Below are 20889 nucleotides of genomic sequence, written 5' to 3'. Positions count from 1 at the left end.
TCCAAAATAACTATTCCTTAATACTCTCAGGTTTAAAATTACCTGGGATTGCAAATCTTCCTGATATTACCTCAAAAGGTTCTCCCTTGGCTGATGTCATTCCCTGAACCATTGACTTAACCTGTTCTCATATCCGTATTCGTACTGAAATTGCAATTTGTATAGTATTCGATTTTACTTTACATAAACTTTGTAAATGCTTTGATGATTTTACCTGAGTTTTACATTGTTCCATTGACCCAGAGCAGTTGAGAGAGCTATAATCAATGAAGAAAAAGGTTAGTGACTTCCCTTGATACTGATGGGAAAACACCATAACCATTACTGTAAACTCATAAATTTTTATCTCCCCTAACTCAAAAATACACCTATGAAAAAATTACTAACCTCTATTGCTGGCGCAGGTTTATTCATGGTCACGGGATTAGCAGCCCCATCCCAGGCGGGGGTTTTCGGTGTCGATAGCACTGACCTCAATGATGTTCTGAATAAAAAAGTCACTTTAACGACAGAACAGGCCAATGTCCTTAGTGCTGTTTCCAAACAATTAAAGATTACTTCTACAACCCTGCTGAAAACTCCTAGTAAAATGGGTGGTTTGTACACAGGAACCACCGTTAGTTCAAGCTCACCTCCCACTGGAGCCCTTGTCTACTCCAAAAATTACGGAACTGGTGTTTGCAAAGTTCAGGCTGGTTGTGCTCTTAAAGCTATTGGTTTATCCTTAACTCTGCAATGCTCTAGCTCTGGAACTGACCCGGAAGCCTGGGCTAAATGTGTAAAAAGTAAAGACAACGACAAATATTTAGCAGCGTCTCAATGTACCTGGGGAACTTGCCCTGGATTTGCCACTTTGCCAAATGGTGGTGCTGCTTATGCTTGCACAACTCCCACGGACTCTGTTTTTGCGGGTAAAAGCTTATTAAATCTTCCCACAACCCTGAATAACTCTTCTACCAAACTCAGTTTACCTTCCCAAGGCTAAACCTCAAATGCTGATTTCCAATCATCACAACCCTTCCCGGTTGAGGAGGGGTTTTTGATTAGGGGAACAGGCAAATGGGCTTAACATGAGTTATATAGTGCTACCCATGATTGGTGTTTGACAATGAGTGAACCCAGCAAACCCTTTTACTTCTTACTGCTTTGCACTGAGCTTGCTTTGCACTGAGCTTGCTTTGCACTGAGCTTGTCGAAGTGTCGAAGTGTCGAAGTGTCGAAGTGTTCCCTGTTCCCTCTTCAAGTAGCGCTATACAGACAGCAAAAGAGGAGTTCGACTCCTCTGTGATTGCTTAAGCGTCAATGGATAGTAGTTTTAATTAAGCTTATGAATGATTTTTGCGTTTGCTGGCTGCAAATAAACCGCCCAATGCCATCAAACCGAACATTGCAGAGGGTTCAGGAACAGAAGCCACATCATTAGGAATGGCTAGACTGAAACGATAAAGACCACTGTGGGAAACATTATCACTTGCTTCGGTGTATCCGGTTTGTTCATCCGCTTGACCGGTTTTGTACAGGAATTTTGTAACAGCATTGTCGCCTTCGCCTACTGTCACTTTCAGGACTTCACTGAACTTTAACCCAGAACTGTGATTCCAGTGACCCACTAATCCCAGGTTGAGCATTCCGTTATCATCATTTACATAGTCAATATTGGCATTACTCACCCGTGAAAATAGATCCACGTCTTTGCCAGCGAATTGTAACCCAAACAGTGCGCTTCCAGCATCCAAACTAGCAACAGTAGGATTTTTTAAGATTGCTGCTGCATAAGCTTTTAAACCAGATCCTGCATTATTCCAAGTATCAGCAAACCAAGTGTCAGCTAAGGAGTTGCCATTTTCATCATACGTGTACCAGTCATCGTAGGTTAAGCTGCTAAACGTATATTTTTTACCCCCCATGACACCTGTTAACGTGGAGGCTTCTTGATTTTCGTATCCTCCCAAGCCATCGGGGGTTCCGAAGCCAAATGCGTTAGGAGATACAGTTTGACCAGCTAACTCAATATTACCTGCGCCTGCTTCGAGAGCGGCTTCCCAGTTAGCAGCATTATTCTCAACTTGAGAGGTTTGGAGTTTTCCGTTTTGGTAGGTGAATCCGTAGGTGAGGTGTTGACCGCTAACGTTAACCCCTGTTAAGCTCCCAGCAAAAGCCGGGGCTATTCCAACTGCGCTCATTCCCACTGCGACGGAAGTGCCAATTAAGAGTTTTTTTAATAAAGCTGCCATGGGGTTTCTCCAGAAAGTAGAAGGTTTTTTTAGAATTTTGTCTATCTGTGATGCTGAATCTCATTAAAATCGATTTTGATAGATTTTTTTGTGATTCATGTCACTTTAGACGGTGATTGCTGACTAGGTTTTCTTAATATATAAAGTTCTCATTTCTTGTAAGAACTTTAGCACCCAAGTTTAATAGTGAGTTTCTGAACGCTTTGAGCTAGTGAGCTTTTCGAGTTCTTTTGTTTCTCTATTGTTATTATAAACAATCTGGTGCAGATGTCTATAAAATTTTGGTCAATTTATCGGGATTTATGTAAAGCTTGGGTAAATCTGTAATTTCAACTAAAAATAAGATTAATTGATATCCGTAGATTTACGGAATTGAGGTTTTTCAAAAAATTAACGCCCTTCTACTTTGCGTAATTTCCCCTAGAAAAAACAAGCTCGACAGAATTATCGCCAAGCATTTATGCTCCCTTTTTAGGGAATTTCCATTGAAAAAACCCCGTTTCCAGGCAATTGCTAGAACAGGGTATGGAGAAAAAAGAGTGAAAACCCCAATAAAATCAAGGGTTTAGGGTTTATGGAGATGATTGTAAAAACTTGGCAATGCGATTAACTGCCGTAACTAATACTTCTGGAGGATGGACTAAGGCAAACCGCACATATCCTTCACCGGATTTGCCAAACCCAACCCCCGGAGAAACGGCTACCCCAGTTTGTTCTACCAGTTGGCGACAGAACCCAATAGAATCCTGTGACCAAGGTTCGGGTAGTTTAGCCCAAATATACATCGTGGCTTTTGGTTTGGGGACATTCCAACCAATATCCTGCATCGCTTGAATAAACGCATCTCGTCGTTGACGGAAAATCCCCATATTCTGAATAATATGATCCTGTGGCCCCGTTAAAGCGGCGATCGCCCCATTCAAAATCCCGATATATTGGTTAAAATCAACAGTTGCCTTAATCTGGCGTAAAGCCAAAATTAACTCCGCATTCCCGATGGCAAAGCCAATGCGGAACCCGCCCATATTGTAGGACTTAGAAAAGGTAAAGAATTCAATGGAAACGCTTTTGTCTGGATCAGCTTGTAAAATTGAAGGGGCTAATTCTGCAACCGTCTGATTTTCTCCGTCTGGAAACACAAAATCCATATAGGGAAAATCATGAACTAAAACTAAATCATGGTTTTGGCAAAAGGCCACAGCTTGACGGAAAAACGATAAAGAAGCCGTTGCGGATGTCGGGTTATGGGGATAACTCAACACCATCATCCGAGCTTGGGCTAAGACTGTTTCTGGAATCTCCTCAAACACGGGTAAAAAGCCATTTTCCGCCCGTAAGGGCATCGGATACATTTGGCCCCCCGCTAAATAAACCCCACCAATATGAGAGGGATAACCGGGATCTTGTAATAAAGCAAAATCACCCGGGTTGAGAATGGCTAAGGGTAAATGGGCCGTTCCTTCCTGGGAACCAATGAGTTGCAAAACCTCCGTTTCAGGATTAACGGCGATGCCATAACGATTGGTATACCACTGAGCAACGATTTCTCGAAACCCTTGAGTATTGCGAAATAACAGATAACCATGAGTAGCGGGATCAGACACAGAGTCCTGGATCGGCGTAATAATATGATCAGCAACGGGTAAATCTGAAGAACCCAAGGATAAATCAATTAAATCCTGTCCTGCTAATACAGCCTTGGCTTTGGCTCGATCCATATCAGCAAAAACATTAGAGCGTAACAGGTCTAAACGATTAGCAAATTTCATAATCAGTTATCAGTTGTCAGTTGCCAGTTAACAATTATCAGTTATCAATCGTGAGTTTTTAGTTTTTAGTCTGTAGTCAACGCCTACTAACTCATGACTGATAACTGATAACTGTTGACTGATTACTGTTTTATGACAAACCCGTGTTGAGCCATTCGATCAACTTAGGTTTGCTAATCGCCCCCTCATGAGATTGTACAATCTCTTGACTTTTAAATAATCTCAAAGCCGGAACTCCTTCAACCTTACACAGTTTGACGGTATCGGGATTGGGGTCTATTTCCATCTTAACCACTTTCACGCGCTCGTGATAGGTGGTGGCGATCGCCTCTATGGACGGGGAGACGAGCCGACAAGGGCCACACCAATCTGCCCAAAAATAAACTAAAACGGGTTGTTCAGCTTTCAGGACTTCGGAGTCAAATTGTGAATCTCGAATCACAAGAACGTTATTACTCATGGGTATTTGCGTGATTGACTTCGATACAAATCTTTATTCCAGATTAAACTGTCTTAGCACTCTTAAGTCGGGCAGACTATCCCCTTGCCACTGAGTTTAGGTTGAAATGCAGTAAAAATTAACAAAAACTATACGCTGTTAAATGCAAAGGAATATCCCCCCCTCTGATAGACTAAAACACTGGGAGTATGTAATCAATCCGGCAATCTCAAACTGTTGGGAGGAGAAAATTCTGTGGATAATGTTATTGGATTAGAGATTATTGAAGTCGTCGAGCAAGCTGCGATCGCTTCTGCTCGTTTGATGGGTAAGGGAGACAAAAATGAAGCCGACCATGTGGCGGTGGAAGCCATGCGTCAACGCATGAACCAAATTCACATGAGAGGACGGATCGTAATTGGAGAAGGGGAACGGGATGAAGCCCCTATGCTTTATATTGGTGAACAAGTCGGCATCTGTACTCAAGAAGATGCTGCCAAATATTGTAACCCCGATGAACTGATCGAAATTGATATCGCCGTTGACCCTTGCGAAGGGACAAACTTAGTCGCCTACGGTCAAAATGGATCGATGGCTGTATTAGCCATTTCTGAAAAAGGCGGTTTATTTGCAGCACCTGACTTCTATATGAAGAAGTTAGCAGCGCCTGTGGTAGCTAAAGGCCATGTTGATATTAATAAATCCGCCACTGAAAACCTGAAAATTCTCTCCGACTGCATGAACCGCGCCGTTGAGGATTTAGTGGTGGTGGTGATGGATCGTCCCCGTCACAAAGATCTGATCAATGAAATTCGGACGGCTGGTGCCCGTGTGCGTTTGATTAGTGATGGTGATGTTTCGGCTGCAATTTCCTGTGCTTTTTCGGGAACGAATATTCATGCACTCATGGGAATTGGGGCTGCACCCGAAGGCGTGATTTCTGCGGCGGCAATGCGGGCTTTAGGAGGTCACTTCCAAGGTCAGTTAATTTATGATCCTGAAGTGGTGAAAACCGGATTAATTGGGGAAAGCAAAGAAGGCAATATTGCTCGCCTCAAAGAAATGGGAATTACTGAACCGGATAAAGTCTATAATGCAGAGGAATTAGCTTCTGGTCAAACGGTGTTATTCGCAGCCTGTGGAATTACACCGGGTACTTTAATGGAAGGGGTACGCTTCTTTAACGGTGGTGCTCGTACTCAAAGTTTAGTCATTTCTTCTCAGTCGAAAACGGCTCGTTTTGTGGATACTATCCATATGTTTGAGTCACCTAAGAATATTCAGTTGCGCTAAACTTTTCAGTAAATAGTAATCAGTCATCAGTTTTTGGTTTTTATCCAACACTTAACAGCTATTAACTGTTAACTGAAAGATATCTACTATTAACTGATAACTGAATTACTGATAACTGATAACTGATAACTGAATTACTGTTTGATCTTTTTTTAAAACCCTATTTATATCAACTGTTGTATGAATATTGCTGTTGTCGGTTTAAGCCATAAGACCGCGCCTGTTGAAGTTCGCGAAAAATTGAGTATTCCTGAACCTCAGTTAGAAGCTGCGATCGCTCATTTATTAAGTTATCCTCATATTGAAGAAGTTGCGATTCTCAGCACCTGTAACCGTTTAGAAATTTATTTAGTCGCCACAGAAACTCAACCCGGAATTCGGGAAGTGACTCAATTTTTATCAGAAAAAAGTAAGTTATCTTTACATCAATTACGTCCCCATTTATTTACCCTGCTTCATGATGATGCCATTATGCACTTAATGCGAGTGGCGGCGGGTTTAGATAGTTTAGTTCTAGGGGAAGGACAAATTTTATCCCAAGTTAAACAAACTCATAAATTAAGTCAACAACATAAAGGGATTAGTCGCATTCTGAACCGTTTATTTACCCAAGCGTTAACAGCCGGAAAACGGGTCAGAACCGAAACTAGCATTGGTACAGGTGCAGTTTCAATTAGTTCTGCTGCGGTGGAATTAGTTCAAATGAAAGTGCAGAACTTAAGTAATTATCGCGTTGTCATTTTAGGGGCTGGTAAAATGTCTCGCCTATTGGTTCAGCATTTAATCTCTAAAGGTGCAAACCAAATTTCAATTTTGAATCGAACTTTAGGACGGGCAAAAGAATTAGCAAATCAATTTCCCGATGCTAATATACAGATTTATACAATGTCGGAAATGATGTCTGTGATGGCGGATTCTGATATTGTGTTTACCAGTACCTCAGCTACAGAACCCATTGTAGATCGGGCTAAATTAGAAACAATCTTAACAGCATCTCAATCCTTAATGTTAGTGGATATTTCTGTTCCTCGGAATGTCGCCACAGATGTCAGTGAATTAGCCAATGTTCAAGCTTATAATGTGGATGATTTAAAAGCCGTTGTCGCGCAAAACCATGAAAGTCGCCGTCAAATGGCTCAGGAAGCCGAAGTTTTATTAGAAGAGGAAGTACAAGCCTTTGATGTTTGGTGGCGAAGTTTGGAAACGGTTCCGGTGATTAACTGTTTACGCGATAAAATTGAAGGTATTCGAGAACAGGAGTTAGAAAAAGCCTTATCTCGTTTAGGTTCAGAATTTGCTGATAAGCATCAAGAAGTCATAGAAGCCTTAACGCGAGGAATTGTGAATAAAATTCTCCACGACCCGATGGTACAACTTCGCGCTCAACAGGATATTGAAGCTCGACGTCGGGCGATGCAAACCTTACAGACCTTATTTAATTTAGAGCCTGAAAAAAATTCCAGCCAGCAATATAGTTAGGTTGGCTCTGTTTTTCCTGGATTGTTTCTACCAATAACGCGGCGATCAAAAACAGTTTTTGATCGTCGTTAACCCTATTTGTCTAGGGAGATAGGGGAACTAATAACAATCTCCAAGGATTACAGCCCACGAAGAACCAAGGTTTCACCCCAGTTTGACAGACCATCATTAATTGAGAATCAAGCCAGAATCCCCTGTAAAAAGGGCGATCAGGTTTAGCCGAGGACATTAAAACTATTGAGTTTGCTTTTTCCCTAGAGCAAAAAATAACTAAAAACAGCCAGCCAAGGGATTTATAGACACCCCTAACCTAAAAAGTGGGTGATTGCAAAAGACCTCTTGAAATCCCTAAGCAAGCTTGCAATAATAAAAAACAGAAAGGCACATTACGAGGGTTTCAAGGAGCTGGAAGTGATGTGTTTATGGGAGCACAATACTTCCAGCGTTCTTGCTTTTTTTCAATGAAACCCGTCAAAGTTCGCCTAGTTATTAAAAAATCAAGTAGATCAGAGTGTACTTAGTAACAACACATCTGCTCAAAATTATACACAAAAATTGTCGAACAGGCTACATTGCTCTTCAAAAAACATTACAATCGCTACATTTATTCCCCTGAATAGGGACTTGCTTTGCAAGTCCTGTATTTTAATTTTGGATTGCGGTTTTTAGATCTTGACAAAATCGACCAATATCTGCTAAAGCTTGTTCGGGTGTTCCCTCAGCTAATCGTTTCACAAAAGCACTTCCAACAATCACCGCATCTGCACCCCAATCTCGCATTTGGGTGGCTTGTTCGGGTTGAGAAATCCCAAACCCAACTCCAATGGGTTTATCCGTGAGGCTTCGCATTTCCTTGAGAATCTCTTCAACACGGGTTTGAACTTGGGAACGCATTCCCGTTACCCCGGTCACACTGACTAAATAAATGAACCCTTGAGATTGACGGGCGATTAATTCAATTCGTTCTTTAGGGCTGGTCGGTGCCACCAGTAACGTGACTTCTATCCCGATTTGACGGGCGGGTTCCAGTAATGTTTCTGCTTCTTCTAAGGGTAAATCCGGTACGACTAAACCCCTTGCTCCCGCTTGATAAATCTGTTCTAAAAAGGGTTTAATCCCTCGATGCAAAATGGGATTATAATAGGTAAATAAAATAATGGGGGCTTTCAGCGTTGGGCTAACGGTTGCCACCATTTCTAATACTTGATCTAAACGAGTTCCCTTTTGTAATGCACGAGTGGCTGCGGCTTGAATTACAGGGCCATCTGCCAAGGGATCAGAATAAGGAACCCCCAATTCGATTAAATCGGCTCCATTTTGATCCAGAACTTGTAAGGCTTTCGCCGTTGTTTCTAAGTTCGGATCACCGGCGGTAATAAACGGAATTAAAGCACAGTTTTTTTTGTCCGAAACTCGTAAAGATTCAAAGCATTGAGAAACAGAAATCATTCAAATTAAACTCAAATAAACTAATTAATTATCCAATAATTTCAGATCCATTGAAGGAGAGAAAAATAAAAGACTTAACTCTTTTTCTCTTCTTCAACTTCAGCTTGGAGTTGAGCAAGTTCTTCTGGAGTCATTTCTTCCAGTCGTTTTTGTAATACCGCATCTTCATAGTTTTTAAGTTGTTGGTTATAGGTCATCTTATGAGTACCAACTCGAAATAAATAAGTTAGTAACCAAATGACTAAACCGCCAACTAAAACCGCTTGACTCCAGATTCCAGCATCGGCGCTATCAAACCCTATCCCTTGGAAGATTAGGTAAATCAATCCACCGCTCAAAAAGACAAGAATTGTAATGACAATGACATCAATTCGTCGCATTAGCTGGCAATTTTTCGGGGTTGAGGACGTAAATTTATAAAAGGAGCGAGAAGAATTAATCCAGGGAAAAAGAAGAAGACTAAAAAGTACATAAATCCTCGTTCAAAGGAACTGGCTACATACCAACGAGCATTCATATAGGCATATAAAGCAGCCGGAAGCACTAACAAATAAGCACCAGCTAAGGCGGCGTAGAGTAATAGGGTAATCAGTAGCATAATCCCAGATTGAACAATAAACAGCAGCTAACGTTAGACAATTTTAAACTATAGCACCCACTGGAGGGAATAGGGATAGGACTATTTGATTTTCTCCCAAAACGGGTGTAACCTCTCCCCCGACCCGTCTCCAATATGACTATATTTGAGTTCAGGGGGTAATCTATTTAATTATAGTAAATTTGATTATCCTCAATCTTCCGGTGTAGGGGCGAGGCGCGCCTCGCCCCTACGGATGTGAATACTTTCAACTTCAACCTCGAATGTAGATTATCTATTTTTATCATCAAAAAAATATGCCCTATAATCCACAAATTCATCATCGGCGTTCTATTCGTTTAAAAGGATACGATTATACTCAACCTGGGGGATATTTTGTTACAATTTGCACGAAAGAAAAACAATGTTTATTTGGAGATATTGTTCAAAGGGAAATGCGATTTAATTCTTTAGGCGCGATCGCTTTTAATACCTGGCAACAAATTGCTGAAAAATTCTCTCATGTTGAATTAGACTATTTTATCATCATGCCGAATCATATTCATGGGATTTTAATCTTTAATGAAATCATTGCCGATCCTCAATCCCCCGTAGGGGTGAGGCGCGCCTCACCCCTACACAAAACGTCATTATCAGAACAAGAAATATCTTCAAAATTAACACAAAAACCTCATGGTACTGCTCCAAAATCCTTGGGTGCTGTTGTTAGTTGGTATAAATCTTTCGTGTCTAAATCTATTAATAGAATTTGTAATAATTCCGGTCAAGGATTAATTTGGCAACGAGATTATTATGAAGAAATTATCAGAGATGAAACCGCTTTAAATGCAATTAGAAAATACATTATTGAAAATCCCTTACGTTGGGAAGATGATCCAGAACATCCGCCTTTAAATAAAATTAAAAGTGAATTACTGATTGATCTTCCCTTTTAAATTTTGATCATCCCGAATTATATTGATGGGGTTTTAATCTTTTATAAAACTATTGCTGATCCTCAATTCCCGGTAGGGGCGAGGCGCGCCTCGCCCCTACACCGGACATGATTATTACTCAACTTTCGATTAAGATCCTCATCTTTTTTATTGTCACCCACCCAACCTTCGATAAATTAACCAGGTGAAACATTCACTCGAAGATCATAGTTAGTTCCCTCACCATCTGAAAAAACTCGAACGTAATAAGTACCTGCTTCTAATGCTTGGGTAATTTCTGATACGTTACCAGAATCAGAATCTAAAATATCTCCATCTACACTATTAATCTGGCCATTGTTGTTATCATCTTTAATAAGATAAAGAATGATTCCTTGGCTTACACCACCAACAATCACTTCAACATTACTATTGCGATTAAGAGTGAAGCGATAAATATCTTCTTGATCAGTTTTACCAATAAAGTCTGTAAAGCTTATACTTGAACTCAAGCTACCCAAGTCTAAAGCTGTATTTAATGTATTTCCTGGGTTGGATGGAGTTGTTGCTGGTTTTGAAGTGACTTCCAACCTTAAATCATAGTTAGTTCCTGCTGATGAATCATTATAAACTGAAATATAATAAGTACCTGCTTCTAATGCTCGGTTAATTTCTGTATCATCACCAGAGTATCCATAATCATCATTTAAAACATCTCCATCTACACTATTAATCTGATTATTGTTGTTAAAATCCTTAATAAGAGCAACTTCAGTCGAATTACTCACGCCCCCCAAACCCAGACTAAAATCACTGTTATTCTGGAGGGTAAAACGATAAAAATCATTGGGATCATCTTTTCCGACAAACTGACTATAACTAAGTAGATCAGGAAGCACTCCTAAATCAAGGGCTGTAGCAATATTACTACCTGGCTCTCCTTGGGGTGTTGGAGTTGGCGAACCTCCGACAAAATCAGCACTGGTAATTACAGAAGGTTGAATACCATTTAATCGGACTAATTCTTCACCTGTGGTTGCTAAAGCAATAACCGTTTGATTACCTGATGTTGTAACTCGAAGATTACTAAAGGTAAATCCTGCGGGTAATTGCATTAAATCAGCACTATCTTGAAAATCAGTAATTACATCCGCACCCCCACCCCCAATTCCTAATACAAAAATATCGCTTCCTCCACCTCCTGTTAAAGCATCAATCCCGAAATCTCCAGAGAGGATATCGTTACCTAAATCACCTGACAAATTATCATTATCTTTACCACCAAATAGATTATCATTCCCATCTCCACCAGTAATAATATCCGCCCCTAAATTACCAAACAGAATATCATCTCCTACACCGCCATCAAGAAGATCATCTTCTTGTCCTCCAAATAGGTTATCATTACCACCGCCCCCAAAAATTTGATCAAAACCTTGGTTCCCATTAATCAGTTCGTTATCGACTGCACCTTGTACGGTATCATTACCCCCTAAAACTAATACCCCTTGAGGGAAACCTGCTAATTGTCCTGGTATTAACGAGATAAATTCTGAAGAGTCATCACCGACAATAGCACCTAAAGCTGAATTTGGAATCAATACCATAATTTCACGTTCTCCTAATTTTTTAATAGCCCTTTGATTGAGATTAGACAAGAATTGAGTTAACGCAGTCTTATCGTAGTCTTAAGGAGATGAACCAGTAAATCCATAAAGTTCACCTATTTTTGTTCAAAGTTCACTTTTGATTGATTCATAAAGTTCATAAAGTTCATACGTTCCCAGAAAATCAATGACTACCAATAAATATTTCACTGCATTATTATTGAGCATCTTTATGATTTTAGAAAGGCGCAAAATGTAGTAATTTGTAGGATATCTGTTAAGATTTATTCGGAGTAAAATTTAAAATGAGTAGGATTTTGTAGGAAAGAGTTGCAAAAAATTGGAAAATGTGGGATAATTCTCAATCATTTGTAATATTTAAGTCAGATGGACTTTGATGAAATGCTTACATGGGTTGACCAAGTAGTATTTGAAAAAACTGGAAAACATTTGAGTAGTGTGCAAGAAGCAATTTTAATGGGGGTGTGGGATAGCCAAAAATACAACGATATTGCTAACCAATACAACTGTACTGAACCTCATGTGAGAAAAACTGCATCGGAATTATGGCAGGTGATCTCAGAGGAAGTTGGAGAAGTTGTTAATAAATCGAATCTACGCTCTACATTAGGAAGAATTCAATTAAATAATAGTAGTCATTCTTACTTTTGTAATGATGTGAAAATCGGAAAGATTAGTTTTTGTGGAGACTCAACAAAACCTCCAGAAGCGAAACAAAACGCCCCACCAACAGCAACGGAAAATCAACAATATTCTATCATAAAACCGCAAATTGATTTAAGAGATGCACCCGAATTAAAAACATTTTACGATCGCACGTCTGAACTCAATACTCTAAAACAATTAATCCTAGAAAAACAATGTCGAACGATTGGTATTTTAGGAATAAGGGGAATGGGAAAAAGTGCGATCGCCCGTCATCTCATTGAACTGATCAAAACAGAATTTGATTATATTATTTGGCGCAGTCTTCGTAGCTTTTCCTGTTTAGAAATAACCTTAAAAGAGTTGATTCAATTTTTATCTAATCAAACCAAATTAAATTTTCCTGATGATCTGGATGGTCAATTAGCAACTTTATTAGGATATTTACGCGATCGCCGTTGTTTAATTATCTTAGATGATGTTCAGTGTCTATTTAAAGAAGGTCAACTGGCTGGTCATTATAAACCTGAATATCAAAACTATAGTAAACTGTTTAAACTCATCGGAGAATTAACCCATAATAGTTGTTTACTATTCAATAGTTGGGAACCACCTTTAGAAGTCGTTACTTTAAGTGGAGAGAATAGTTTAACTCAATTATTTTCCTTAACAGGTTTAGGAGAAAAAGCAACGGAACTGTTGAGAAATCAAGGATTACAGGATGAAGAAAATTACCCAGAATTAATTTATTTATTTCGAGGAAATCCCCTTTATTTAAAATTGGTTAATTATTTAATTCAGCAATTATTTGGAGGTAAACTCAGCCAATATATCAGTTATCAACCCGTATGTTTAGGAGATGAATTAAGCCAAATTTTACAACAACAGTATCAGCGATTATCGGAATTAGAAAAACAGGCGATCACATTTCTGTCTTCCCACCCTCAACCTCTTCTACTATCACAATTATTAGAACAATTTTCTGAAGCTCAAAATCAACTGTTTAAAGTGCTGCTTTCCTTAGAAAGACGAGGATTAATTGAAAAACACAATTTAGACAATGAGATAGTTTTTACAGTTGATTCTGTGATGCAAAACTATATTCTATCTGGCGGTGATTAAAATATTAAAATTATCCCAAAATGTAGGGGCGGGGTATCCCCGCCCGTACCCGTCAACAGTCAACACCCCTAAGTTAAAGCGAAAACCGAGACTTTTCCGGCGATGCGTTGGGCGATCGCAGTTAATTCTAAAGCCGAAGCTGAGTTAGGATCAGAAATTACAATGGGAATTCCTGCGTCTCCTCCTTCTCGCACAGGCATTTCTAAAGGAATAGCACCCAGTAAGGGAACACCAAGCTCGTGAGCGGTTTTTTCGCCTCCCCCAGAACCAAAAATATCGTATTTTTTATCCGGGGCATCAGGGGGGATAAAATAACTCATATTTTCCACAATTCCCAACACCGAAACGCCCAACTGTTGGAACATTTTTAAGCCTTTGCGGGAGTCAAGGAGGGAAACTAACTGAGGCGTTGTAACGATCACGACCCCCGACATGGGGACGGCTTGGGCGAGAGTCAGTTGAGCATCTCCAGTTCCGGGTGGCATATCCACCAAAAGATAATCTAATTCACCCCAATTTACTTGATAGAGAAATTGACGAATAATCCCATTTAACATCGGGCCACGCCAAATCACAGGTTGATCTTTATCGATGAGGAATGCCATCGAAACCAACTTTACCCCATGATTAAATGCAGGTTCTAGGACTTCTCCTTGGGGACTTTGCTGCACCATGACTTGAGCATCCGCTAACCCTAACATGGTGGGATCATTCGGGCCATAAATATCCGCATCAATTAACCCAACTTTAGCTCCCATTTGAGCTAAGGCAACGGCGACATTAACCGCAACGGTACTTTTTCCGACGCCTCCTTTGCCACTGGAAATGGCTAGAATATTTTTAACCCCTGGAATTCCTTGACGGTCAGGTAAAGCTTTTTGTTGAGGCGTTTCGGCGGTGACATCAACAATAACCGTTTCTACCCCAGGTAGCTGTTTAACCGCTTTTTGGCAATCTTCAACGATAAATTCCCGTAGGGGACAAGCAGGCGTGGTCAGAACTAAGGTAAAGCTAACCTCACCCCCTTGGATTTTCAGGTTACGAATCATGTTTAATTCCACCAAACTCTTTTGGAGTTCAGGGTCTTGTACAGGTCGTAACACCTCTAAGACTGTGTTGAAATCAAGCATATTGAATCAGGTGTTTCCAGTTTAAGCGATGAATAAATGGCTATTGTCGGGAGTAGAGAGTCTATCCCACGTCTATTATTCAAGAATTCGGCAATTTAACGGCTCTTCATATTTTGATAATAAGTCTTAAAAAGGCTTAAGCTAACTTCAAATTAAAGTAAAGAAGATTTACAGTCTCAGGATTTTAGGACAGAAGCAGCCATTAGCCACTTGACTCCAGGGACACAATATAGACATGATCATAACGCTTGGCGAGATTAAAACAAATGGTTCGCCAAACCAGATAGGTTAAAAAAAAATTATGACAGCTTCTCAGGTATCGGAAATTACTACGCCCCAGTTGACCCCTCCGACTGACTCCAAAACCCGTGTCAGTGAGTTTATGAAACAAATCCAGGATGAAATTTGTCAAGGCTTAGAAAAACTCGATGGCCTTGGCAAATTTAGAGAGGACGCTTGGGATCGTCCAGAAGGCGGTGGCGGTCGGACTCGTGTAATCAGCGATGGGGATGTGTTTGAACAAGGGGGAGTGAATTTCTCCGAAGTTTGGGGCGAAACATTGCCTCCTTCGATTCTGGCACAACGCCCAGAGGCAGCCGGACAGGGATTTTATGCCACAGGAACCTCAATGGTACTGCATCCCCGCAATCCCTATATTCCAACGGTACACCTTAATTATCGCTATTTTGAAGCGGGGCCTGTGTGGTGGTTTGGAGGCGGTGCTGATTTAACGCCCTATTATCCCTTTGCTGAAGATGCTCACCATTTTCATCAAACCTTAAAACAAGCTTGCGATCGCCACCATCAAGAGTATTATCCTGTATTCAAACGTTGGTGTGATGAATATTTCTATTTGAAACATCGCCAAGAAACGCGAGGGATAGGGGGCATCTTTTTTGACTATCAAGATCCCCAAAGTCAACTTTATAAAGGCCCTGATCCGAAAGGAACAGCAGCCTTGTATAGTAATGAAGTGGGAACCCCAGATTCGAGAGATTGGGAATCTTTGTTCAGTTTTATTCAAGACTGTGGACAAGTTTTTCTACCTGCTTATGGGCCGATTGTAGAACGGCGGCGTTCTCATGAATACGGAGATCGAGAACGACAGTTCCAATTATATCGGCGAGGTCGATATGTGGAATTCAACTTGGTTTATGATCGAGGAACGATTTTTGGATTACAAACCAATGGTCGCACCGAGTCCATTCTCATGTCTTTACCGCCTTTGGTACGATGGGAATATGGCTATCAGCCAGAACCTGGAACCCCAGAAGCAGAACTGTATGAGACATTCTTGAAGCCTCAAGATTGGGCGAACTGGACTGCTCCCAACTCACAGGTCTAAGTTAAACTACTGTCAGATAAGCAACCAACGCAATATCAAAAATTCCGAGGGGACGGTCAGTGATTCATATCGATCAAAAAGAACATACGACCCAGGATGGTACAAAGGTCATTGTCTTAGCACCAACAGGGCGCCTAGACATCACAACAGCTTGGCAATTCCGCCTCAAGTTGCAGGAATGTATATCTAAATTGAGTCGCCATGTCGTAGTAAATCTAGGTCAAGTGAACTTTATTGATAGTTCGGGTCTGACTTCACTGGTTGCTGGAATGCGAGATGCTGACAAAGTGAAGGGTAGCTTCCGAATTTGTAATGTTCATCCAGAAGCCAAACTGGTATTTGAGGTGACCATGATGGATTCTGTCTTTGAAATTTTTGAGACGGAAGATGAAGCCCTTGAAGGTGGGGTAAGAGAAAGTTCAGGGGGGGACAATCGCCCCCAACCCAGACAGGGCCGGGGAGGGTTAGAGACCCATAAACCCACAGAAAAATAGCAAGCTTATCCAGTAATCTTTCTATCTCTCTTGTCGCCCCCTGAAAAGAGCCAGTGGAAATCAGATCACGGCACGCTAACCCGACTTGGCTTTCTGTCAAAACAAGAGGCGTACTTCTGTACGTCTCTCAGCAGAAGCCTAATCTGAACAAATTTTCAGTTTAGGTTGAGATTAAAGGTCATTAGGCAGTAACGAGGCAAAACAAGATTGTTTTTGGAATTGAAATGGCCCTAACATCGCGCCCCACAATGGTTTTCCAGTGCTAGGGTCAATTCCTTTGTCATAACTGAAAAATTCATCGGGGGTGGCTTCAAAACCCAATTCAACTTGATAGGTTTTGTTTTGATAACTAAAGCAACAGATTTGGTCTTTTGGAGGTATGGCTTTGAATCGATAATGATTAGGGCTTAAGACTTGATAAGTAATATTTAAGGTACAACCGGGCAAAAGTTTTAAATCCTCTGGGGTAAGATGTTGTAACCGTTCTGGATCTTGTCCAGCACCTTGCACCTGAGAAATATTTTGAGGCATATAATATTGAGCCTCTAAAGGGAACTCAGGATTAAGGGAGGGGCGTAACTGAATAAACCGAGGACGATAGGGTTGATTCAGGTTAACAATATTAGCTTGTTCAGCAAAGAGGATCAAGCTGGGTTCGGAAAATAGATTCAGGGGAACTGGACGATGCCAGAGGTGTAAATGGACATACCAAACCGGGTCAGCCAAGGCTTGGGCTTGATTATTAAACTCTCCCGCCATATATTCCGCTAAAGCTCTGAGTTCAGGGGATATTACCATTGGTTGTTTCCGTTGTGATTGTTTAATTGCTAGGATTCAAAATCCTGAACCCAAAAAAATTAAAATAGTATTTAGTCCCTTTTAAGATTGGCTTGTGAACAACATCCGCACGGTTTCAGATACAAAGCGTACTTTTTATAGTCTACACACTCGCCCGATCAATTCCATCTATCGTCGTGTGGTCGAGGAGTTGATGGTGGAAATGCACTTGCTCTCGGTCAATGTTGACTTTAGCTATGACCCCATTTATGCGTTGGGTGTTGTAACAGCTTTTGATCGCTTTATGCAAGGGTATCAACCATCATCCGATCAAGACTCGATTTTTAATGCGCTGATCAAAGCAGAACAAGATGACCCGCAAAAATATCGGGGTGATGCTCAACACTTAACAGAATTAGCCAAAACTCTATCGGTTAAAGATTTAATTGTTAATTTAAAGGCTTCTCCTGATCAAGTTGCGGAGACTGAGTTGCTAGGATATTTCCGAAGCGTCGCAACTAACCCCAAATGGAAATACAGTCGTTTGTATGCCATTGGTTTATTTACCTTGTTAGAGGTGGCTGATCCCCATGGAATTCATGACAAAGCTACAGGAGAACAAATCTTAACTCAACTGGCTGAAGCGTTACACTTGCCTCAAGATAAACTGATCAAGGATTTAGATCTCTATCGCAGCAATCTTGAAAAAGTGGCGCAAGCCCGCATCATGATTGAAGAAATGACCCAAGCCGAACGGAAGAAACGGGAACAACGAGCTAATGAAGCGGTTGGCTTAAATTAAACGCAGCCAAAAGTTCCCCATTAACATCTCTCAATCAGGAGTTATGAGAGGTTCAGGTTAATCAAAGTTGTCCATCCGCAACCCTGATTGATCTGAACCTATCCCCAACTCAATAATCCTGACCGATTTCATGAACTGACGAGGTGTTAATCGGTTTAGAGGTTATGTTAGAGGTCGGGTCATAGTTTTGGGCATAGGTCTGTAATAGGGAACTGACTTGAGATAATACGGCATCCCCTGTCGATTTACCGAGAACCGTTTGATTTTGAGCCGCACGGTTTAAGTTACGCTCAATCGCTTCTTTAACCTGATTGGCAATCAGCACTTGGAGTTCTTCTTTGGCTCTTGAGCGTTGATATTGGGCACCTTCTTCCGTTGTGGCATAGAGGGGAGGAAGACGATTTAACGCATAGGCAGCAATATCCCCCACATCTAAGCTTTGCTCACTATTTTCTTCAATTTCTGCAACCCGAGCGATCGCTTCACTCAGGACTAATTCCTCCATGACATTAATAAATTGTTTCCGAGGTAAAACGACGACTTCACCCGTTAACAAGGCTCCCATCAACCGATCCAGAGCCATATATTCTTCAATAGACAGTTCTGAGGCGGTATTACAAATTCGTCCAACCTCTGCCTCCATCGAGGGGGTTAGATAACCATCTTGCAATGCTTGCTCAACAATCTTTTCAATACTCATAATGCTTTTACACTTCGCATCATTATGTTTAACTGCTCTGGCGTGAACTACCTACACCGCCCTAATCGGGTCGGTGTAGGCTTCCGAATTCACAGACCGATGCCCTTTCACCTTGTGGTTATCCGGTCTTACACAGCCTCCATCGGCAAAGACGGGGTTCCCTCCGCCTTCAGTTAATATCCTGATTCCTTCTGTTCTGATGTTCAGTGCAGCGTTTTCATCGCGGTCATGGTGAGTATGGCAATTTGGACAATCCCATTCTCTAACATCAAGAGATAACTCACTTAGGATATGACCGCAACTCGAACAGGTTTTGGAACTGGGGAAAAACCAATCAATTTCTATAAGTTCACCACCTTTTTGTTTCAACTTATAGTCAATAAAATTGACACATTTTCCCCATCCCACATCAGATATTGCTTTTGATAGCTTCCGGTTTTTAACCATCCCCTTGACGTTGAGATTTTCAACGACAATCACATGACTTTCGTTGACCAATTTTCTTGATAACTTATGCAAGAAATCTTGGCGGGAGTTGGCTATTTTATCATGAACCTTAGCGATAAGTTTTCTGAATTTCTCTCTCGATTTACTACATTTAGTTTTTCGAGAGAGTTTTTTCTGTTTTCGGGCTAGATTTTTCTGCTGACAGTTTAAATGTTTGGGGTTAGCATATTTAGTAACAGTTTTTCCATCATGGGCAATTGCAAAATCTTTTAAACCGAGATCAATTCCAATAATCTTATTTCCCGACTGTTTAACGTCAATTGCTAATTCTTGTTCGGGTGTTGGGTACAGTCTAACCTTTGTTGCCTTCAGCACTTTAAATCACCTCCTTTTTTTAATTATAACCAATTATTGAACATTCTAGTCCCTGACCGCAATTCATCCCACGCTGCCCTAACGGGTCAGACGTGGGGCACTCGTTGCGGAAGAAGCTAAATATTCCCTAAAAATAGAAATTAACATACTCCGGGAATTAGGTTGAACCGAGCCATAATCTAGGGTTTTGTTTTTTTAATATTCGCTAAGAATATCATATTCAGACTATGGCTACTTCTTCTAGCATACCATTGGCAAGGGGATGGGAATTAACAGGATGACTCCGGGAAAATACAAATTCAATCAATCGCTGTATAACGCCAGGGAACCGGATCAACAGATTGACCCTGTACATAAAGTCCCCAATGGAGATGAGGCCCTGTAGAAGCCCCGGATGAGCCCACCGCCCCAATCACTTGACCCGCTTGGACAAAATCCCCCTCTTTGACATCAATCCGGCTGAGGTGCATCAAAATACTCCCCACCCCTTGACCATGATCCAAACCAATCACATTGCCATGAATCTGAAATCCTTCTGATTCCCGTCCCACCAGGGCGATTCGTCCAGCAGCCGGGGCAATCACTGGGGAACCCATGGCTCCCGCATAATCTACCCCTCGATGATAATAGTCCTCAGCAAAATCCCCATTGTAATAACGACGTACCCCATAAATCGTGGTAATTTCACCGGAATTCGGTCGTAAAAAAGGCCCTTTCCAGTATTTTTCCGGGGTGACAAGGGCCTTAAACGCATCCACCCGATCAAATTCGTGATCGGTTCCCTGAAGCTCTTCTTTATCCGGGGGTAGCCAAATTGATTGGGTGGGAAAATCGCGATCGCGTAGTTGTACGGTTAAATTCTGTACCTGTGTTCCATCATTAACTTGTAGGGATTTGGTTCCCGGCTGATCTAAAGGCGTGGTGGGTAATAAAGCCCGCATTCGGTTCGGGCCAATGGCAAACATGGGATAGGTTTTCCCCTGCCAACTCACCGTGGGTGGGTTCGGTGAACCAGCAGACTCCAAGACCACAGACAGGGTATTTCCCAACTCAGGAGAGGAGGGATTCACTCGTACCTGGGCCGCGAATCCTGGAAGGGCCAGAACGACTGCAACCGTGATTAGGCTTAACATTAACGACTTGATCCCCCGACGCACTTTCAGTCTCATCTTGCTCTCTCCAATATTGATGGGTCATCCCTGTAAAATTTTAGGGCTGATGTCGGAATGTTGACAATTTTTGTATCCTT

Annotated in this window: 19 protein-coding genes and 1 pseudogene; 8 read left to right on the top strand and 12 right to left on the bottom strand. The window is 41.2% G+C overall.

Annotated elements, in window-relative coordinates; genetic code table 11:
- Positions 1-370: 370 nt before the first annotated feature.
- On the top strand, positions 371-985 hold the full coding sequence (locus tag H6G57_RS13110; protein WP_190519198.1) for a hypothetical protein: 615 nt from the start codon (positions 371-373) through the stop codon (positions 983-985).
- Between the two features lie 340 nt (positions 986-1325).
- Here H6G57_RS13110 and H6G57_RS13105 read toward each other — a convergent pair whose 3' ends face one another.
- From H6G57_RS13105 to H6G57_RS13095, 3 genes are all read right to left on the bottom strand, one after another.
- Positions 1326-2234 (bottom strand): NF038130 family PEP-CTERM protein, encoded by a 909-nt coding sequence (locus H6G57_RS13105; RefSeq protein ID WP_190519196.1) that lies wholly within the window; start codon positions 2232-2234, stop codon positions 1326-1328.
- Positions 2235-2806: 572 nt separating this feature from the next.
- A complete protein-coding gene (locus H6G57_RS13100) occupies positions 2807-4003 on the bottom strand; it encodes an LL-diaminopimelate aminotransferase (RefSeq protein WP_190519194.1) in 1197 nt (398 codons plus the stop codon).
- A 130-nt stretch (positions 4004-4133) separates the two neighbouring features.
- The gene (locus H6G57_RS13095) at positions 4134-4463 is read right to left on the bottom strand and encodes a co-chaperone YbbN (protein ID WP_190519192.1); all 330 of its coding nucleotides are present in this window, start codon (positions 4461-4463) and stop codon (positions 4134-4136) included.
- Between the two features lie 234 nt (positions 4464-4697).
- On the opposite strand from H6G57_RS13095, the gene glpX reads away from it, so the two are divergent.
- Together glpX and H6G57_RS13085 are read left to right on the top strand one after the other, a co-directional pair.
- Positions 4698-5735 (top strand): class II fructose-bisphosphatase, encoded by a 1038-nt coding sequence (gene glpX / locus H6G57_RS13090; protein ID WP_190519190.1) that lies wholly within the window; start codon positions 4698-4700, stop codon positions 5733-5735.
- 180 nt (positions 5736-5915) lie between these two features.
- Positions 5916-7214, top strand: a complete 1299-nt coding sequence (locus H6G57_RS13085) for a glutamyl-tRNA reductase (protein ID WP_190519188.1) — start codon at positions 5916-5918, stop codon at positions 7212-7214.
- A gap of 645 nt (positions 7215-7859) precedes the next feature.
- Here H6G57_RS13085 and trpA read toward each other — a convergent pair.
- The 3 genes from trpA to ndhL all read right to left on the bottom strand — a co-directional run bounded on the left by trpA (position 7860) and on the right by ndhL (position 9261).
- Positions 7860-8663, bottom strand: coding sequence for a tryptophan synthase subunit alpha (gene trpA, locus H6G57_RS13080; protein WP_190519186.1), 804 nt, complete (start codon positions 8661-8663; stop codon positions 7860-7862).
- Between the two features lie 74 nt (positions 8664-8737).
- The gene (locus H6G57_RS13075; protein ID WP_190519184.1) at positions 8738-9043 is read right to left on the bottom strand and encodes a DUF3007 family protein; all 306 of its coding nucleotides are present in this window, start codon (positions 9041-9043) and stop codon (positions 8738-8740) included.
- On the bottom strand, positions 9043-9261 hold the full coding sequence (gene ndhL / locus H6G57_RS13070) for an NAD(P)H-quinone oxidoreductase subunit L (RefSeq protein ID WP_190519183.1): 219 nt from the start codon (positions 9259-9261) through the stop codon (positions 9043-9045). Before ndhL ends, H6G57_RS13075 begins: the two co-directional genes overlap by 1 nt.
- 296 nt (positions 9262-9557) lie before the next feature.
- Between ndhL and H6G57_RS13065 the strand changes: the two genes are divergently transcribed.
- Positions 9558-10196: a transposase gene (locus H6G57_RS13065; protein ID WP_190519181.1), complete on the top strand. Its 639-nt coding sequence runs from the start codon at positions 9558-9560 to the stop codon at positions 10194-10196.
- 176 nt (positions 10197-10372) lie between these two features.
- On the opposite strand, the gene H6G57_RS13060 is transcribed toward H6G57_RS13065, so the two are convergent.
- Positions 10373-11782, bottom strand: coding sequence for a pre-peptidase C-terminal domain-containing protein (locus tag H6G57_RS13060; protein WP_190519180.1), 1410 nt, complete (start codon positions 11780-11782; stop codon positions 10373-10375).
- A gap of 402 nt (positions 11783-12184) precedes the next feature.
- On the opposite strand from H6G57_RS13060, the gene H6G57_RS13055 reads away from it, so the two are divergent.
- Positions 12185-13570: an NB-ARC domain-containing protein gene (locus H6G57_RS13055; RefSeq protein WP_242048968.1), complete on the top strand. Its 1386-nt coding sequence runs from the start codon at positions 12185-12187 to the stop codon at positions 13568-13570.
- Positions 13571-13638: 68 nt separating this feature from the next.
- On the opposite strand, the gene H6G57_RS13050 is transcribed toward H6G57_RS13055, so the two are convergent.
- The gene (locus H6G57_RS13050; protein ID WP_190519177.1) at positions 13639-14700 is read right to left on the bottom strand and encodes an Mrp/NBP35 family ATP-binding protein; all 1062 of its coding nucleotides are present in this window, start codon (positions 14698-14700) and stop codon (positions 13639-13641) included.
- Between the two features lie 301 nt (positions 14701-15001).
- On the opposite strand from H6G57_RS13050, the gene hemF reads away from it, so the two are divergent.
- Positions 15002-16045 carry an oxygen-dependent coproporphyrinogen oxidase gene (gene hemF / locus H6G57_RS13045; protein ID WP_190519176.1) on the top strand — a complete coding sequence of 348 codons (1044 nt, stop codon included), beginning with the start codon at positions 15002-15004 and terminating at the stop codon, positions 16043-16045.
- Between the two features lie 59 nt (positions 16046-16104).
- Positions 16105-16464 (top strand): annotated as a pseudogene (locus tag H6G57_RS13040) (STAS domain-containing protein); the annotation flags it as partial.
- 246 nt (positions 16465-16710) lie between these two features.
- Here H6G57_RS13040 and H6G57_RS13035 read toward each other — a convergent pair.
- On the bottom strand, positions 16711-17337 hold the full coding sequence (locus H6G57_RS13035; protein WP_190519175.1) for a chromophore lyase CpcT/CpeT: 627 nt from the start codon (positions 17335-17337) through the stop codon (positions 16711-16713).
- Positions 17338-17431: 94 nt separating this feature from the next.
- Here H6G57_RS13035 and psb29 point away from each other — a divergent pair, with 94 nt between their 5' ends.
- Positions 17432-18118, top strand: a complete 687-nt coding sequence (psb29, locus tag H6G57_RS13030; RefSeq protein ID WP_190519174.1) for a photosystem II biogenesis protein Psp29 — start codon at positions 17432-17434, stop codon at positions 18116-18118.
- Positions 18119-18227: 109 nt separating this feature from the next.
- Here psb29 and H6G57_RS13025 read toward each other — a convergent pair whose 3' ends face one another.
- From H6G57_RS13025 to H6G57_RS13015, 3 genes are all read right to left on the bottom strand, one after another.
- Positions 18228-18818, bottom strand: a complete 591-nt coding sequence (locus tag H6G57_RS13025; protein WP_190519173.1) for a late competence development ComFB family protein — start codon at positions 18816-18818, stop codon at positions 18228-18230.
- A 51-nt stretch (positions 18819-18869) separates the two neighbouring features.
- A complete protein-coding gene (locus H6G57_RS13020; protein WP_309235881.1) occupies positions 18870-19640 on the bottom strand; it encodes an RNA-guided endonuclease TnpB family protein in 771 nt (256 codons plus the stop codon).
- A 299-nt stretch (positions 19641-19939) separates the two neighbouring features.
- Entirely contained in the window at positions 19940-20809 is an 870-nt protein-coding gene (locus H6G57_RS13015) for a M23 family metallopeptidase (RefSeq protein ID WP_190519172.1), read from the bottom strand.
- Between the last annotated feature and the right edge of the window lie 80 nt (positions 20810-20889).

The organism is Planktothrix sp. FACHB-1365, assembly GCF_014697575.1.
In the GTDB taxonomy this organism is placed as follows: Bacteria; Cyanobacteriota; Cyanobacteriia; order Cyanobacteriales; family Microcoleaceae; genus Planktothrix.
The sequence above is the reverse complement of the archived record's forward strand: the minus strand, read 5'-3'. Positions and strand labels throughout refer to the sequence as shown.